The organism is Aureimonas sp. SA4125 (genome assembly GCF_019973775.1).
Taxonomy (GTDB): Bacteria; Pseudomonadota; Alphaproteobacteria; order Rhizobiales; family Rhizobiaceae; genus Plantimonas.
The window spans coordinates 333,297-348,268 of sequence record NZ_AP025032.1; the positions used below are offsets into that span (position 1 = coordinate 333,297).

Consider the following 14,972-nt stretch of genomic DNA (forward strand, 5'->3'; position numbering starts at 1 on the left):
CGGCGGGCTCAGTAGGTGAGGTGCTTGAACACCCGCTTCATGTCTTCCTGCCATTCCTCGCGGTAGAGCCGGACGAGTTCCTCGGCCGACGTCGTGCCCCGTGCGGTGACCTCGACGAGCGGCGCGAGGAAGACGCTCTCGTCACTGCCTTCGTCGTTCAGCCGGTTGCGGCGCTTCAGTCCGTCTTGGGCGATGGCAAGGCTCTCGCGGGCGAGATCGAGGACCGTGCCGCCGCGGAAGGGCGTGGCAAAACCGGTCTTCGGCACTTCCGCCCGAAGTCTCGAGACCTCCTCGAAGCTCCAGTCGCGCGTCATGGCCTCCGCGGCGTCGAGCGCCTCGGCATCGTAGAGAAGGCCGACCCAGTAAGCGGGCAGGGCGCAGATCCGGCGCCAGGGCCCGCCATCGGCGCCGCGCATCTCCAGGAACGTCTTCAGGCGGACATCGGGGAAGAGTGTCGACAGATGGTTGGTCCAGTCGCCGAGATTGGCCTCGGGATCGGACACGCGGCCCTTGAAGGCGCCGTCGAGGAACTGGCGGAAGGTGATGTCGGTCGCGTCGTTGTAGTGCCCGTCGCGCATGACGAAATACATCGGCACGTCGAGCGCCCATTCGGCATAGTCGGCATAGGTGAAGCCCGGCTCGAAGACGAAGGGCAGGAGGCCCGAACGCTGGTTGTCGACATCCGACCAGACGTCGCAGCGCCAGGAGACGAGGCCGTTCGGTTTGCCCTCCGTGAAGGGCGAATTGGCAAACAGCGCCGAGGCGACCGGCTGCAGCCGCATGCCGACCTGCATCTTGCGGCGCATGTCCGTCTCCGAGGCGAAGTCGAGATTCACCTGGATGGTGGTCGTCCGGTACATCATGTCGAGGCCGCGCGTGCCGACCTTCGGCATGTAGTTGCGCATGATGTCGTAGCGCGATTTGGGCATGATTGGCGTTTCCGCCAGCGTCCAGACCGGGCTGGAGCCCAGGCCGAGGAACTCGATGCCGAGCCCCTTGGCCACCTGGCGCACGTCGGCGAGATGCTTGTTCGATTCGCGGCAGGTGTCGTGGAGGGTCTTCACCGGCGCGCCGGACAGCTCGAACTGGCCGCCGGGCTCGAGCGAGATCGCGCCGCTGCCATTGCTGCCGGCAAGACCGATGAGCTTGCCGTCGTCGATGATGGCTTCCCAGCCCGACAGCGCCTGCATGCCCGACAGCAGCGCCTCGATGCCGCGCTCGCCCTCGTAGGGGACGGGCGAGAGATCCTCGAGATAGAAGCCGAACTTCTCGTGCTCGGTGCCGATCCGGAAGGATTCCTCCGGCTTTTCCCCGCTTCTGAGATGGCCGACGAGATCGTCCATCGAGGCGATCGGGGTCAGATCGGTGGTGTCGCGCGCCATGGTCTGTCCCTGCAAGTCACTGGCGGTCGCAATTCCCGACCGATCGGTTCGAATGCTTCTTTCCCCGGCTCTCTGAATTTTTTCGCCGCCCCACGCAAGACAAATCCGCTGAACGCCGCCGTCGCCGGGACGACCCAATCGCGTCAGCCGCCGGCGCGCCAATCGCCCACCGCCGCCTGCACCACCGCCAGCGCGGCGACGGCCGCGGTATCGGCCCGCAGGATCCGCGGCCCGAGCGAGATCGGCGTCACGAAGTCGCAAGCCTGCAGCAGGGCGCGCTCCTCGGCCGAAAATCCGCCCTCCGGACCGATCAGGAGCGACACCGGGCGGCGAGGCTCGGCGCGCAGGGCGTCGATCGGGCTCGCCTCGTTTGCGCGTTCGTCGCAGAACACGAGCCGCCGCGCCGGGTCGAAGTCTCTGAGGAGGTCGGCAAGGCGGATCATCTCGCGGCAGTCGGGGATGGAGAGGATGCCGCACTGCTCGGCCGCCTCGAGGGCGTTGGCCTCCATGCGGGCACGGTTCAGCCGCGGCGCCTGGACATGCTGCATCATCACCGGTTGCAGGACGCCGGCGCCCATTTCCACCGCCTTCTGCACCATGTAGTCGAGTCGCGCCGACTTCAGCGGTGCGAAGAGGTAGTGCAGGCTCGAAGGGGGCGTCTGTGCGCGGACGCGGCGTTCGGGAACGAGAAGAAGCCGCTTCTTCGCTTCCCGGTGCAGCCGCGCCCGCCATTCGCCGTCGCGGCCGTTGAACAGGAGCACCGCGTCGGTCTCGCCGAGCCGCATGACGTTGAGGAGGTAGTTCAGCTGGTCGGCGCTGGCTTCCACCGCGATGGCCTCGGCCAAGTCCGCGCTTACGAACAGGCGAGGGCTCTTGAAATCGTGATCGGGCAAGGCGCGCTCCTGGCATGTCTGGACCCGAGCGGGGGCTCGATCCGGGCAAGATGTGATGGATCCGGCCGGGGCGGGCAAGGCGGCGGCGGTCGTCGGTTGCCGGACGGCGCCGAAACGCTGCCATCAAGCGTCAGGCCGGGCGCTGAAACGCCTGTCGTTCCGCTTCGCAGGCATCCCGGCAGATGCAGCCTTCCATGTGGTCGTTGACGAAGCCCATCGACTGCATGAAGGCGTAGACCGTGGTCGGGCCGACGAAGCTGAAGCCTCTTGCCTTCAGCGCCTTGGAAAGGCGGCTGGAGGCGGGTGTCACGGGATTTGACCTGAGATAGTCCCCGTCCACCCGGAGGGGGCGTTCGCTTTCCGGCGGTTCGAAGGACCAGAGGAAGGCGGCGAAGGGCTCGCCACGATCGCGCATGGCCTGGACGCGGCGCGCATTCCCGATGGCCGACAGGATTTTCGCGCGGTGTCGCACGATGCCGGCGTCGAGGACGAGGCGCTCGACATCGGCGTCGTCGAAGGCGGCGACGCGATCGACATCGAAGCCGGCAAAGCCCGTACGAAACGCTTCACGCTTGCGCAGGATCGTCAGCCAGGAGAGGCCGGCCTGGAAACCTTCGAGGCACAGCTTTTCATAGAGCCGGCCCTCGTCGGCGACGGGCCTGCCCCATTCCGCGTCGTGATAGCGCACGTACTCCGCGACGCCGCCATGCCAGCGGCAGCGCTTGCGTCCATCCGGGCGATCCGTCAGTCCCGTCGCGGCATCGTCGGTCGGTTCATTGTCCATGCCCCTTCATGCCGGGCCGCGGCGCAGGGGGCAAGGATCTCGACGTCGTCTGCGACGGAACGCCGGATATCAGGCCTCGGGCAGGGGCCGCAGGCCGCAGGTATATTTCTTCAGACGGTATTTCGGATGGGTCGCGATCCAGTCGGCAGCGGCGGCCTGGCCGTACAGGCTGCAGCTCATCAACGATCCGTCGAAAGCAACGCTCTGGGGTCGGCAGTTGTCGGGAAAACTGTTCAGGCAAACATAGAGTGTCAGGGCAATCACGGGAAAGTCTCCGTCGAGCCGCGCATGTCCGGGCGGCGGTGAAGGTCCAGCCGTCCGCAAGCCGAAGCAGCCTTCGCTCTTCGTGTCCCCCGTCCGGCGCGAATGCCTCCCACTCTCAATTTTCAAGCTGGTCGTCCGCCAGCCTTGCTTCACTGTTGCATGCGACCATAGTGTCAAGCTGACTAGGATATACTGATGAGAAAATTATGCAGCGCCCGGGATAATATTACGATGGCCTGATGATTGGGGCATCGTCAGGTCCAGCGCCTCGTTTGGCCCGCTGATAACAGAGAATACTAGGAATGCTGCATTGCACAATAACATTCGCGTGAAAGATGCTGGTGTGACATCCTTGCCGCTGCAGCCTCTTTCGAGGGCATGGTGGCTTGCCGGTGCGCCGAAGCCGGTCACAATGGCCTCCGAGACTCTCCATCGGACGACGAGACCATGACGCCAAAAGTCCTGCCGATCGTCGCGCTTGCCGGGTTACTGTTCACCCTGCTGCAGGCGGCTCCGGCTGCCGCGCAGCCCCTGCCGGACGAGCGCGCATTGATCGACGGCTTCGAGAAGATCGCCTTCGGGACGGAGATCGCCGGCTTCTTCGGCAGCGGTCGTTATATCCGCAAGTTCGACGGACCGGTCCGCTTTCATATCGAGGACCGGGCGACAAAGCCGCGGGCCCTGGAGGTGCGCCGCTTCGTGCGCTCGCTCGCCCGCGAGATCGACGGATTGCGTGTGGGTTTCGCGCGCGGTACGCGGGACGCGAACTTCATCGTGCATGTGGTCGATCGCGCGGACTATCAGGGCATCGGACGGCGGATCCACGGCAGCCCGTTCATGCGGGTCCCCGGCGACTGCATCGTGCGCGCGCAGTACGGCCCCGCCGGGATCGTCCGCTCCGACGCACTCATCGTCTCGGACGAAGGCGATGGGCTGTTCAGGCGATGCCTGATCGAGGAGGTGCTGCAGGGGCTGGGGCCGCTCGACGACAATCCCGATGCGCCCAACAGCGTCTTCAACGACCGCTCGACGGTCGGGGTCTTCACCCGCTACGACAAGATCATGCTGAACATGCTCTATGACAGGCGCCTGAAGCCCGGAATGGACCTCGCGGCGGCACGGCCTCTTCTTCCGGATCTGGCGCGAAGTGCGCGCCGGCGGGTGCGTTAGCCCGCCGTTTACCACGGCATGAGAGCATTCATTAATCATAACGAAATGTAACGCTCGCTCATCGGCCTGATGACCGCCGCATTCATCTTTCGCTTGCACATTTCACCCAGAATCCTTCGTGAACCAGGCGCGGTGCTCGACTTGCGGAGCCGCGCGATTGTCTCGAGACGAAGGATCGATCGGTGTCGAACAGGATGTTTCTCCGGCTGCGGCGGCCTCTTGGCGGCTGCATCGTCACGGCTGCCTTGCTGGCGGGCCTCTGCGTTGCTCCGGCCGCGGCGCGCGACCGCGGACAGCTCGGCGTCGCGGTCGCGCCAGACCTTGCCAACGAATGGCTGCTGCAGCTTTCGCCCGGCAGCGGCGTCGTCCCGGGCTATCACCGTCCCGACCTCGCTCGCCGGGCAAGTACCTATGACGGCGTCATCCTGAAGGGCCGCGCGCCGGAGCGCCAGCCGGTGTCGCGCGGACGCGGCCACTCCCGCGACTCGGGCTATGACGGCTATACAGGTTCTGTCAGGGGCAGGCCCGCCGAGGGCGTGCCGCGGGCGATGAACCAGCGCGAGGTCGACCCCGCTTTCCTGCCGCAGGTCGTCGACTACAAGACGCGCGAAAAGCCCGGCACGATCGTGATCGATACGACGGCGAAATATCTCTATCTCGTCGATCAGGGCGGAAAGGCCCACCGCTACGGCGTCGGTGTCGGCAAGCCGGGCTTCGAATGGGCTGGCGTCCACAAGGTGACCCAGAAGAAGGAGTGGCCGACCTGGACCCCGCCGGCGCAGATGCGCGCCCGCGAAAGGGCCAAGGGCAAGATCTTGCCGGCGCAGATGGCCGGCGGACCGCAGAACCCGCTCGGCGCCCGCGCCATGTATCTGGGATCGACGCTCTACCGCATCCACGGCACGAACCAGCCCTGGACGATCGGCAAGGCGATGTCGTCGGGCTGCATCCGCATGCGCAACGAGGACGTCACCGATCTCTACGGGCGCGTGCCGGTGGGTACTCGGGTCATCGTGCTCTAGGGGCAACACCCCTCCTCGAAAGGCGTCTCCGCGATCACGGCTCGGGGAGACACGCCGGCGACAGGCCCTGCGCCGACTTGCCAGCACCGCGCCCTTCGGCAAGAATTCTCAGACCAAACGTCGATGGACGGCGCGTCTCCCTCCATGAAGCAGGGTGCGGGGGCGCACGATGCCCCATGCTCCCTACCGGAAGGATCGCCTTATGCAGAGACATGTCAGGATCGCCCTCGTCGCCGCGACGCTCATTGGCACCGCCGGCCTTGCGCCAGGATCGGCGATCGCCCAGCAGCGTTACTACGATCACGCCAGCAACAGCTGGGTCGACGCCTCGTCGGCGCCGACGCGACGCATGTCGCAGACCATGCGCAAGCCGGCGCGCCAGTTCATGCGGACTTCCGTCACGGTCGATACGAACGAGGCGCCCGGCACGATCATCGTCGATAGCCAGAGGAAGTTCCTCTACTACATCGAAGGCCGCGGCCGGGCGACGCGCTACGGCGTCGGCGTCGGGCGCGAGGGATTTGGCTGGTCGGGCGACATGAAGGTCGGGCGCAAGGCGGAATGGCCCGGCTGGACGCCGCCGAAGGAAATGATCGCGCGGGAAAAGGCGGCCGGGCGCATCATCCCGCCCTACATGGCGGGTGGTCCGAACAATCCGCTCGGTGCCGCGGCTCTCTATCTTTATCGCAACGGCCGCGACTCGATCTTCCGCATCCACGGCACCAACCAGCCCTGGACCATCGGGCAGAACATGTCGTCGGGCTGCATCAGGATGATGAACCAGGACGTGCAGCATCTCTACGCCAAGGCCGGCACCGGCACGAAGGTCATCGTCATCGGCCCGGACGGTCGGGGACGCGAGGGCGTCTACCGCGAGGCGGGGCTGGCCGCGTCGGGCCAGAATATTTTGGACTCGCTCTTCGGCGGCTGACGCGTCGCCCAGGCGCGACCGCAGGGATCGAACGACAAAAGGCCCGCCTCGTGATCGAGGCGGGCCTTTTGTGTCAGCAACCAGGCGTGTCAGCAACCAGGCGTGTCAGCAAACTGGGATCTTGCTGTGCGTTTAGTCTAAGCCCGGCCCGTCGGCGGGGAGGGCAGGGGGCGGCGCCGGCTCGATACCGGCGCCGCCAGGCGATCAGGCCGCGGCGGACACGCCGGCTTCGACGCTGGTCGGCACCGTGGCGATGGTCTTCAGGATCTGCGAGGCGATCTGGTAGGGGCAGCCCTGCGAGTTCGGCCGGCGATCTTCCAGGTAGCCCTTGTAGTCATTCTTGATGAAGGAGTGCGGCACGCGGATCGAGGCGCCGCGATCGGCGATGCCGTAGCTGAACTTGTTCCACGGCGCGGTCTCGTGCTTGCCGGTCAGGCGCAGGTGGTTGTCGGGACCGTAGACCGCGATATGGGCTTCCCAGTTGTCGCCGAAGGCCTTCATCAGGGCTTCGAAATAGGCCTTGCCGCCCGTCTCGCGCATGAAGGCGGTGGAGAAGTTGGCGTGCATGCCCGAGCCGTTCCAGTCGGTGTCGCCGAGGGGCTTGCAGTGGTATTCGATGTCGATGCCGTACTGCTCGGTCAGGCGCTGCAGCAGGTAGCGGGCGATCCACATCTCGTCGGCGGCGCGCTTGGAGCCCTTGCCGAAGATCTGGAATTCCCACTGGCCCTTGGCGACTTCCGCATTGATGCCTTCGTGGTTGATGCCGGCAGCGAGACACAGGTCGAGGTGCTCCTCGACGATCTCGCGCGCGATAGAGCCGACATTCTTGTAGCCGACGCCGGTGTAGTAGGGACCCTGCGGGGCGGGATAGCCGCTCTCCGGGAAGCCGAGCGGGCGGCCGTCCTGGTAGAAGAAGTATTCCTGTTCGAAGCCGAACCAGGCGCCCTCGTCGTCGAGAATGGTCGCGCGGCTGTTCGAGGGATGCGGCGTCTTGCCGTCGGGCATCATGACTTCGCACATCACGAGCGCGCCATTGGTGCGGGCTGCGTCCGGGAAGATGGCGACGGGCTTCAGCACGCAATCGGAATTGCTGCCTTCCGCCTGCAGGGTCGACGAGCCGTCAAAGCCCCACAGCGGCAGCTGCTCCAGCTCCGGGAAGGCATCGAATTCCTTGATCTGCGTCTTGCCGCGCAGGTTCGGAACGGGCGTGTACCCATCGAGCCAAATGTACTCCAGCTTGTACTTGGTCATCGCAAACTCTCGTCGGTGGTGATGCATTCCGTGGGTCTGGCCCGAGCACCGAAGTGCGACGCGCCAGATGGCCACAGGGTTCGTGCTTCAGACAAGCATGGATCGTGCCAACTTGGATTTGAAAGCCCCACGGCTCGTTTCGTCGCTTTGGTCGGTCTCGGACCGGCGCCCCGCCTCTCGCAAAAGACGTCCACGGCGGGAGATCGATGCAGTCGACCGACAGGGCTGGGTCAGTTTGCCGCAACATGGGCATGGGACCATCGCGTCCTGGCCGCCGTTGGGAAACGACGACCGCTCATCTTTTGGCGGCGGAGTGACTAGAAAATTTGCAGATCGCCCATATTTAGTGCAGACTGGGTGTAAGCAAGGGAAGAGCGCGCGGCGCCGCTTCCAGGAGAGCCTGACATGGCATCGACAGATCAGCGGCCGACGGCCACCATCTACCAGTTTCCCAAGCGCGATCGTTTCGCCGAGCGCCGAGAGCTTGCCGAAGCGCGGGCGATCGCCGACATCGGCAGCTATGCGGCCTGCGACAGCTGGTATCACGAGAACGCCCTGCGCGACGCGGACAAGACGCGCCTTTCCTGATCCATCCCCCGGGACAGGCTTTCCGGACAGGCTCTTGGATCACCCGGAACGGATCGTCCGGCTCAGGGCGAGGATGCGATTCGGCCCGTTTGCCGGCGCCTTACGCTCCGAAGATCGACCATCCCATTCGTCTCGTCAGGCTTTCCAGCGCGATACGGCCGAGATGCGAGTTTCCAGCCGCGTCGAGACCCGGGGACCAGACCGCGATCGACGCCTTGCCCGGCGCCACGGCCATGATGCCGCCGCCGACACCGCTCTTTCCCGGCAGGCCGACCCGATAGGCGAACTCGCCGGACCCGTCGTAATGTCCGCAGGTCAGCATCACCGCGTTGATCCGCCGCGCCCGCTCGGCGTTCACCACGGACAGTCCGGTCGAGGGATTGCGTCCGTTATGAGCGAGAAAGCGGCCGGCCATCGCCAGTTGCCGGCATGACATCGCGATGGCGCAGTGGTGGAAATAGACGCCGAGGGTGAAATCGACGGGATTGTCGAGGACGCCGAAGGATTTCATGTAGTAGGCGAGCGCGCTGTTGCGAAAACCGGTGCGTTGCTCGGATGCGGCGACCGCCTCGTCGATGAAGATCGAGGAATCCTCGGCCAGGAACTGCAGGAAACGCAGGATCTCCCCCAGGGCCTCGCGCGGCTTGTGCCCCGACAAAATGAGATCGGTGACGGCGATGGCGCCGGCATTGATGAAGGGATTGCGGGGAATGCCCTGCTCGCGTTCGAGTTGGACGATCGAGTTGAACGGCGTGCCGGAGGGCTCGCGGCCGACGCGGCGCCACAACCGGTCACCGACCATTCCGAGGGCCAGCGTCAGTGTGAACACTTTCGACACGCTCTGGATCGAGAAGGGCGTGTCGCAGTCCCCGGCCGCCGCGACATGGCCATCGGCGTCGATGACCACGAGGCCGAAGGCGCCGGGGTCGACGCCGGCGAGCTCTGGAATGTACGTGGCGACCGCGCCCCGGTCCGCACGGTCGGCCATTTCCGCGGCGATGTCCTGAACGACGCGGTCGAGTGTTTCGGCAGAAGAACTCATCTCGCCTCGGTCATCTGGCAGGGAACTGTGACATCGCGCTGGCGCGCCAGGCTGTCGTGGGGGCACGCAGCGGTGCTGATTGTGCGGTGCAGCGGCATGCGCTGTAAAGCGGCGCGGCGCATGTGCGACACGCGCAGAGGCAAGCGGCCGGCCCAACCTCTCGCGACCTCGATCATCCCAAGGTCTTGTCACGGCCAAGCGGCCGGCCGCGGTATCCGCCCGCGGCTACTCGGCTGCCATGGCGGCTGGATGGGGTTCGAGGCCCTGCAGCGCCGCCGGCTTCTCTCCGCCATAGGCCCAGTCCAGTAGCTCGACCGTGTGCAGGATCGGCGTCGCTGTCCCCGACCCGATCTGCGTCATGCAGCCGATATTGCCGGTGGCGATGGCCTGCGCGCCGGTTCGCGCGATATTGGCGACCTTGCGGTCACGCAGGATCGCGGCGATTTCCGGCTGCAGGATGTTGTAGGTGCCGGCCGAGCCGCAGCAGAGATGCCCCTCCGGCACGTCGCGGACGACGAAACCGGCCTTGGCGAGGAGCGTCTTCGGCGCCTTCACGATCTTCTGGCCGTGCTGCATGGAGCAGGCGGAATGGTAGGCGAGCGTCAGGCCCGTGGCGTGGACCGGGGCTGGCAGGTCGAGCCCGGCGAGATATTCGGTGACGTCCCGGGCGAGCGCGGAGACCTTCGCCGCCTTATCCGCATAGGCCGGGTCGAGGCGCAGCATGTGGCCATAGTCCTTGATCGTCGTCCCGCAGCCCGACGTGGTGACGAGGATGGCGTCGAGGCCGCCGGTCTCGGCGACCCACATCCAGGCGTCGACATTGCGGCGGGCAAAATCCAGCGCCTCGTTCTCCCGGCCCATGTGATGGACGAGCGCGCCGCAGCAGCCTTCCCCGGGCGTCGGCGCCACGGCAATGCCGAGCCGTGCCAGGAGCCGCATCGTTGCCTGGTTGATGCCGGGATCGAGCACCGACTGGGCGCAGCCGGACAGGATCGCGACGCGCTGGGCGCGGCCGGCCGCCGGACCGCGGGGCGCCGGGACCTGCGTCATCAGGCCTTGCACCGACGCCGGGAAACGCGCGGGCGCCAGGCGCAACATGGCCGCCAGCGGCTTCAGCGGCCCGACCGCGTCGAGGAGCGGGGCAAGCGGGCGCGCCAGACGCGCGAGAACGAGGCTCGCCCGAAACCGCTGGGGATAGGGAAGCGTCTTCGCCAGCACCAGCCGGATCATCCGGTCGATGAATGGCCTGTCGTAGGTCTTCTCGATGTGGCTCCGCGCATGGTCGACGAGGTGCATGTAGTTCACGCCGGACGGGCAGGTGGTCATGCAGGCAAGGCAGGAGAGGCAGCGGTCGATGTGTTTGACCACCTTCTCGTCAGCCGGCCGATCATTCTCCAGCATGTCCTTGATGAGGTAGATCCGGCCCCGCGGCGAATCGAGTTCGTTGCCTAGCGTCACATAGGTCGGGCAGGTGGCCGTGCAGAAGCCGCAATGCACGCATTTGCGGATGATGCCCTCGGATTCGGCGACGGCGGGATCGGCAAGCTGCGCCGGGGTAAAGGTGGTCTGCATCTGGTCATTCCTTGCAGCCATGCTGTCCTTGTCGGCATCGATGGGCTCGATTCACGGCAAGTCGATCAGTGTGGCGGTTCCCGGGGTAGCGAGTACGATCGCCTCGGCGATGGTCGAAGCCAAAGGCGCGAGGAGATCCAGTTTGGGGGTTGGCAGGACGCTCGGCGTCAGCCGACCGAGACGCTGCTGAAACGCGATGTTCTTATCGCAGGTGACGAAGACATCGATGCCGCGCTCCTCAAGCCGGAGAAGCAATGCACCATTCTTCAGGCCTTTCCATGCCTTCGGAAAGGGTAAAACCTCTGCGCCATGGGCGCTGACGAGAATAGCCATGGCGCTTGGGACGTTTTCGTCGAGCATGCCAGGCATGTCAGGCGACAAGCCGCTTTAGGTCCTCGGCTGCCAGAAGAAGCGCGGCCTCGGCCTGAGCTCGCTCGACGGTGGGAAATTCGACAAGAAATTCGTCAAGAGATAGGCCGCTCGCGAGGGTTTCGAACAGCGTCTCTACCGGCACCCGCGTACCTCGAAAGACCGTGGCGCCGGACATGATCTCCGGATCGGTCGATAAGATTTCGTTCCTATCCATCCTGCGTCTCCGTTTCGCCGTTCCTATCCCATCCGCCCGGGATTGAGCACGCCCTTCGGGTCGAACTGCTCCTTCAGCCGGCGACTCAGCGCAGCGAGCGGACCGGGTTGCGGCTGGAACACCGGTGTGGCGGCGCGCACGCCGGCCTCGGCCCGCGCCAGAAAGGCGTGGCCGCCGCCATGGGCGGCGAGCGCCGCACGGATCGTCGCCGCTTCCGGCTCGCCATCGAGCCGAAGCCAGACGAGGCCGCCCTGCCAGTCGTAGAAGGCGTCGACGGCCAGATGCATGCGCAGCGCCATGACCACGGCGTGTCCTTGCGTCGGTGCGCAGGAAAGGCGCCAGACCGGACGCCTCGTACCGTCGGCAAAGGGCCGGGCATCGCGCACATCGCGCCAGAGCGCCATCGACGCTTCGCCCTCCAGCCGCTCCAGCCGGCCGACCTTGGAAAGGGCCGCGCCGAGATGGGTCGCCCTCGCCGCAACGGAGGGGCCGAACCCTTCGAGCCGGATCAAGGTCGCGGGGTCGCTGCCGAGGTCGCCGGAAAGGACACGGGCGGCAACCATCGCCGGAAGATGCGCCGCGCCCGAAACCTCGGCCGAGGAGCCCATCGCCGCCGCCATGGCGCCAGCCGCCTGTTCGTCGCCGAGACCGCGAAGCACGAGCGTCGTCTCGGTCTCGGCCTTCGGCATGACTTTTACGGTGATGTCGGTCATCACCGCGAGCGTGCCGAAGGAGCCGGTCAGACCCTTGGACAGGTCGTAGCCGGTGACGTTCTTCACCACGCGCCCGCCCGACTTGAAGATTTCGGCCCGCCCGGAGACGGCGGCAACGCCCAGCACATGGTCGCGTGCCGCGCCCTGCTTCAGCCGGCGCGGGCCGGAAAGATTGCAGGCGACAACGCCGCCGAGCGTGCCGCGGCCGGACGGGAGCCCAAAGAGGGGGCCGTAGTCCATCGGCTCGAATTCCAGCCGCTGCCGGTGTTCGTCGAGCAGTGCTTCGATCTCGGCCATCGGCGTGCCGGCGCGGGCGGAGAGGACCAGTTCGTCCGGCTCGTACAGCGTGACGCCGGACATTTTTGCCAAGGACAGCGTGCGCGCCGCCTGCACCGGGCGGCCGAGATCGCGCTTCGAACCCATGCCCTCGATCGCCAGCGGCGCCTCTTCGGAAATGGCGGCGGCAATCACCTCGCGGACGTCTGCCGCGCTGGAAGGCATCATGATGCTGTGGTTTTCGGCGACTTCGGCCATGCTCATCGGACGGGCGTGCCCTTGTAGAGATCGCCGAGCCGGCAGGAAAAGCCGAATTCAGGCAGGGTGATGATGTCGTCAGCGGAACGGAAAACCCGGCCCTGCCAGTTCCCGGCGCGCGACCAGAGCTCGAGGCAGAAGTCGTCCTGCCCCACGATCAGGACATGCATGCATTCGGGAGCATCGACATAGAGTGCATGCTTTCGGCTGATGTGTTCGCGGCTGTTCGACGGTGAGAGGATTTCGGTGACCAGATAGAATCGCGTCGCATAGGAGACGGCCTCGATCTCGGCATCCAGAACCGCGACATCGGCGATGGGGCGGAAATCGTCGTGTGCGTCAACCTGAAGTCCGACCTCGACAAGGGCGAAAAGATCCGGTCGCGCAACCTCCAGTGCATTGTTGAGTGCACTGGCAAGATTGAGCGCTATCCGCTGATGAACAAGCGTCGGGGGCGACATCATTAGGAGAGGCTCCCCATCGATCAATTGCCAGCGTTCCTCGCGCGGCCGCGCGTCGACCATTTCCAGAAAAGCTCCGGTCGACATCCTTTCCGGGCCGGAATGAGGCGGCAGGATCGTCATCGCGCCCCTCCTAGAACCGCGGCAGGTCGGGGAAGGCGACCTGGCCCTTGTGGACGTGCATGCGGCCGAGCTCGGCGCAGCGGTGGAGCAGCGGGAACACCTTGCCGGGATTGAGCAGATGCTCGGAATCGAAGGCGCACTTCACCCGCTGCTGGTGCTTCAGGTCGTCATCCGAGAACATTTCCGGCATCAGGTCGCGCTTCTCGACGCCGACGCCGTGCTCGCCGGTAAGGACGCCGCCGACGGCGACGCAGAGGCGCAGGATGTCGTTGCCGAATTCTTCGGCCGATTCCAGTTCGCCCGGCTTGTTGGCATCGTAGAGGATCAGCGGATGCAGATTGCCGTCGCCGGCGTGGAAGACGTTGGCGACGCGGAGCCCATGCTTCACAGACAGTTCCTTCATGCCCGCCAGCACTTTTGGCAGTTCCTTGCGCGGGATGGTGCCGTCCATGCAGTAATAGTCCGGCGAGATCCGCCCGACCGCCGGAAAGGCCGCCTTGCGCCCGGCCCAGAAGACGGCGCGCTCCTCGTCCGATTGCGAGACTTTCGCGCTGGCGCAGCCATGGGCGTGGCTGATGCGCTCGACGGCAGCGAGAAGATGGTCGACCTCGGCCTTCGGCCCGTCGAGCTCGACGATCAGGAGCGCCTCGACGTCGCGGGGGTAGCCGGCATGCACGAAATCTTCCGCCGCGTGGATCGCCGGCCGGTCCATCATTTCCATGCCGCCGGGAATGATGCCCTCGGCGATGATGGCGGCGACCGCCGCGCCCGCCTGTTCGGACGAGGGGAAACCTATCAGAACGGCGCGCGCCGTCTCCGGCGCCTGCAGGATGCGTACCGTGACTTCGGTGACGACGCCGAGCAGGCCTTCCGACCCTGTCATCAGGCCGAGAAGATCGTAGCCTTCCGAATCCAGATGCTTGCCGCCGAGCCGGATGACCTCGCCCTCGATGGTGACGAATTCGATTCCCAGCACATTGTTGGCGGTCAGGCCGTATTTCAAACTGTGCACGCCACCGGAATTCTCCGCGACATTGCCGCCGATCGAGCAGGCGATCTGCGAGGACGGATCGGGCGCATAGTAGAAGCCGCGGTGCTCGACGGCGCGGGTGATGCCCAGATTGGTGACACCCGGCTGCACCACGGCGCAGCGATTGTCGAAGTCGATGTCGAGGACGCGGTTGAAGCGCGAGAGGACGAGAAGCACGCCGTCCTCCAGCGGCAGCGCGCCCCCCGACAGCGAGGTCCCCGAGCCGCGCGGCACGACGGGTATGCGCTCGGCATGGCAGAACTTCAGAACCGCGGCGACCTGCGCGACCGTCTCGGGCAAGACGACGACGAGCGGCAGCTGGCGATAGGCGGTGAGCCCGTCGCTTTCAAAGACGCGCATTTCGTTCGCGGCATCGACCACGCCTTCGCCAGGAACAATCGCCCGCAGCGCCGAGACGATCTCTGCCCGGCGTCCGAGGACGGACGCGCTCGGCTTCGGCATCAACACTGCCATGCTCATCCTCCCGTTGGTTGGCTGCCAAGCCACTGAAACTAGGAGGAGAACGGCAGCAAGTCCATCATGCGCGCGACCCTTTCGGCGGGATATCTCCGGGCATTATGCCGCTTCCACCTCGCGCGCCCTCGCCATGTGATTGGAAAAGCTCT

The 14,972-nt window shown here is 65.8% G+C and carries 16 protein-coding genes; 4 read left to right on the forward strand and 12 right to left on the reverse strand.

What is annotated here, in order from left to right; genetic code table 11:
- Window positions 1–8: 8 nt before the first annotated feature.
- From Sa4125_RS01610 to Sa4125_RS01625, 4 genes are all read right to left on the reverse strand, one after another.
- Window positions 9–1,382 (reverse strand): glutamate--cysteine ligase, encoded by a 1,374-nt coding sequence (locus tag Sa4125_RS01610; protein WP_224003006.1) that lies wholly within the window; start codon window positions 1,380–1,382, stop codon window positions 9–11.
- 143 nt (window positions 1,383–1,525) lie between these two features.
- Entirely contained in the window at window positions 1,526–2,275 is a 750-nt protein-coding gene (locus Sa4125_RS01615) for a 16S rRNA (uracil(1498)-N(3))-methyltransferase (protein WP_224003008.1), read from the reverse strand.
- 130 nt (window positions 2,276–2,405) lie between these two features.
- Window positions 2,406–3,059 (reverse strand): DNA-3-methyladenine glycosylase I, encoded by a 654-nt coding sequence (locus tag Sa4125_RS01620; protein ID WP_224003017.1) that lies wholly within the window; start codon window positions 3,057–3,059, stop codon window positions 2,406–2,408.
- A 69-nt stretch (window positions 3,060–3,128) separates the two neighbouring features.
- Window positions 3,129–3,323 carry a hypothetical protein gene (locus tag Sa4125_RS01625; RefSeq protein ID WP_224003019.1) on the reverse strand — a complete coding sequence of 65 codons (195 nt, stop codon included), beginning with the start codon at window positions 3,321–3,323 and terminating at the stop codon, window positions 3,129–3,131.
- 447 nt (window positions 3,324–3,770) lie between these two features.
- Between Sa4125_RS01625 and Sa4125_RS01630 the strand changes: the two genes are divergently transcribed.
- The 3 genes from Sa4125_RS01630 to Sa4125_RS01640 all read left to right on the forward strand — a co-directional run bounded on the left by Sa4125_RS01630 (window position 3,771) and on the right by Sa4125_RS01640 (window position 6,446).
- Entirely contained in the window at window positions 3,771–4,493 is a 723-nt protein-coding gene (locus Sa4125_RS01630) for a DUF2927 domain-containing protein (protein ID WP_224003021.1), read from the forward strand.
- A gap of 182 nt (window positions 4,494–4,675) precedes the next feature.
- Window positions 4,676–5,515 carry a L,D-transpeptidase gene (locus Sa4125_RS01635; RefSeq protein WP_224003023.1) on the forward strand — a complete coding sequence of 280 codons (840 nt, stop codon included), beginning with the start codon at window positions 4,676–4,678 and terminating at the stop codon, window positions 5,513–5,515.
- A 349-nt stretch (window positions 5,516–5,864) separates the two neighbouring features.
- A complete protein-coding gene (locus Sa4125_RS01640; RefSeq protein WP_224007428.1) occupies window positions 5,865–6,446 on the forward strand; it encodes a L,D-transpeptidase in 582 nt (193 codons plus the stop codon).
- A 204-nt stretch (window positions 6,447–6,650) separates the two neighbouring features.
- On the opposite strand, the gene Sa4125_RS01645 is transcribed toward Sa4125_RS01640, so the two are convergent.
- Window positions 6,651–7,697, reverse strand: coding sequence for a glutamine synthetase beta-grasp domain-containing protein (locus tag Sa4125_RS01645; protein WP_224003025.1), 1,047 nt, complete (start codon window positions 7,695–7,697; stop codon window positions 6,651–6,653).
- A 405-nt stretch (window positions 7,698–8,102) separates the two neighbouring features.
- On the opposite strand from Sa4125_RS01645, the gene Sa4125_RS01650 reads away from it, so the two are divergent.
- Entirely contained in the window at window positions 8,103–8,285 is a 183-nt protein-coding gene (locus Sa4125_RS01650; protein WP_224003027.1) for a DUF2735 domain-containing protein, read from the forward strand.
- A gap of 100 nt (window positions 8,286–8,385) precedes the next feature.
- Here the strand turns inward: Sa4125_RS01650 and Sa4125_RS01655 are convergent, their stop codons facing one another.
- The 7 genes from Sa4125_RS01655 to Sa4125_RS01685 all read right to left on the reverse strand — a co-directional run bounded on the left by Sa4125_RS01655 (window position 8,386) and on the right by Sa4125_RS01685 (window position 14,826).
- On the reverse strand, window positions 8,386–9,327 hold the full coding sequence (locus tag Sa4125_RS01655) for a glutaminase (RefSeq protein WP_224003029.1): 942 nt from the start codon (window positions 9,325–9,327) through the stop codon (window positions 8,386–8,388).
- A 225-nt stretch (window positions 9,328–9,552) separates the two neighbouring features.
- Window positions 9,553–10,899, reverse strand: coding sequence for a glycolate oxidase subunit GlcF (gene glcF, locus Sa4125_RS01660; protein WP_224003031.1), 1,347 nt, complete (start codon window positions 10,897–10,899; stop codon window positions 9,553–9,555).
- A gap of 51 nt (window positions 10,900–10,950) precedes the next feature.
- A complete protein-coding gene (locus Sa4125_RS01665) occupies window positions 10,951–11,259 on the reverse strand; it encodes a hypothetical protein (RefSeq protein WP_224003033.1) in 309 nt (102 codons plus the stop codon).
- A 10-nt stretch (window positions 11,260–11,269) separates the two neighbouring features.
- The gene (locus Sa4125_RS01670) at window positions 11,270–11,485 is read right to left on the reverse strand and encodes a DUF433 domain-containing protein (protein WP_224003035.1); all 216 of its coding nucleotides are present in this window, start codon (window positions 11,483–11,485) and stop codon (window positions 11,270–11,272) included.
- A gap of 23 nt (window positions 11,486–11,508) precedes the next feature.
- Complete coding sequence (gene glcE, locus Sa4125_RS01675; protein WP_224003037.1) at window positions 11,509–12,738, reverse strand: glycolate oxidase subunit GlcE; 1,230 nt, start codon at window positions 12,736–12,738, stop codon at window positions 11,509–11,511.
- Window positions 12,735–13,316, reverse strand: a complete 582-nt coding sequence (locus tag Sa4125_RS01680) for a Uma2 family endonuclease (protein ID WP_224003044.1) — start codon at window positions 13,314–13,316, stop codon at window positions 12,735–12,737. The genes glcE and Sa4125_RS01680 overlap by 4 nt, the downstream gene beginning before the upstream one ends.
- 10 nt (window positions 13,317–13,326) lie before the next feature.
- Window positions 13,327–14,826, reverse strand: a complete 1,500-nt coding sequence (locus Sa4125_RS01685; protein ID WP_224003046.1) for an FAD-linked oxidase C-terminal domain-containing protein — start codon at window positions 14,824–14,826, stop codon at window positions 13,327–13,329.
- Window positions 14,827–14,972 lie beyond the last annotated feature (146 nt).

Excerpts from the sequence above, each read along its gene's own strand:
- Sa4125_RS01645 (WP_224003025.1), bottom strand. The coding sequence starts at position 7,697 with ATGACCAAGTACAAGCTGGAGTACATTTGGCTCGATGGGTACACGCCC.
- Sa4125_RS01665 (WP_224003033.1), bottom strand. The coding sequence starts at position 11,259 with ATGCTCGACGAAAACGTCCCAAGCGCCATGGCTATTCTCGTCAGCGCC.
- Sa4125_RS01680 (WP_224003044.1), bottom strand. The coding sequence starts at position 13,316 with ATGACGATCCTGCCGCCTCATTCCGGCCCGGAAAGGATGTCGACCGGA.
- Sa4125_RS01655 (WP_224003029.1), bottom strand. The coding sequence starts at position 9,327 with ATGAGTTCTTCTGCCGAAACACTCGACCGCGTCGTTCAGGACATCGCC.
- Sa4125_RS01630 (WP_224003021.1), top strand. The coding sequence starts at position 3,771 with ATGACGCCAAAAGTCCTGCCGATCGTCGCGCTTGCCGGGTTACTGTTC.
- Sa4125_RS01670 (WP_224003035.1), bottom strand. The coding sequence starts at position 11,485 with ATGGATAGGAACGAAATCTTATCGACCGATCCGGAGATCATGTCCGGC.
- Sa4125_RS01685 (WP_224003046.1), bottom strand. The coding sequence starts at position 14,826 with ATGAGCATGGCAGTGTTGATGCCGAAGCCGAGCGCGTCCGTCCTCGGA.
- Sa4125_RS01620 (WP_224003017.1), bottom strand. The coding sequence starts at position 3,059 with ATGGACAATGAACCGACCGACGATGCCGCGACGGGACTGACGGATCGC.
- Sa4125_RS01610 (WP_224003006.1), bottom strand. The coding sequence starts at position 1,382 with ATGGCGCGCGACACCACCGATCTGACCCCGATCGCCTCGATGGACGAT.
- glcF (WP_224003031.1), bottom strand. The coding sequence starts at position 10,899 with ATGCAGACCACCTTTACCCCGGCGCAGCTTGCCGATCCCGCCGTCGCC.
- Sa4125_RS01640 (WP_224007428.1), top strand. The coding sequence starts at position 5,865 with ATGTCGCAGACCATGCGCAAGCCGGCGCGCCAGTTCATGCGGACTTCC.
- Sa4125_RS01650 (WP_224003027.1), top strand. The coding sequence starts at position 8,103 with ATGGCATCGACAGATCAGCGGCCGACGGCCACCATCTACCAGTTTCCC.
- glcE (WP_224003037.1), bottom strand. The coding sequence starts at position 12,738 with ATGAGCATGGCCGAAGTCGCCGAAAACCACAGCATCATGATGCCTTCC.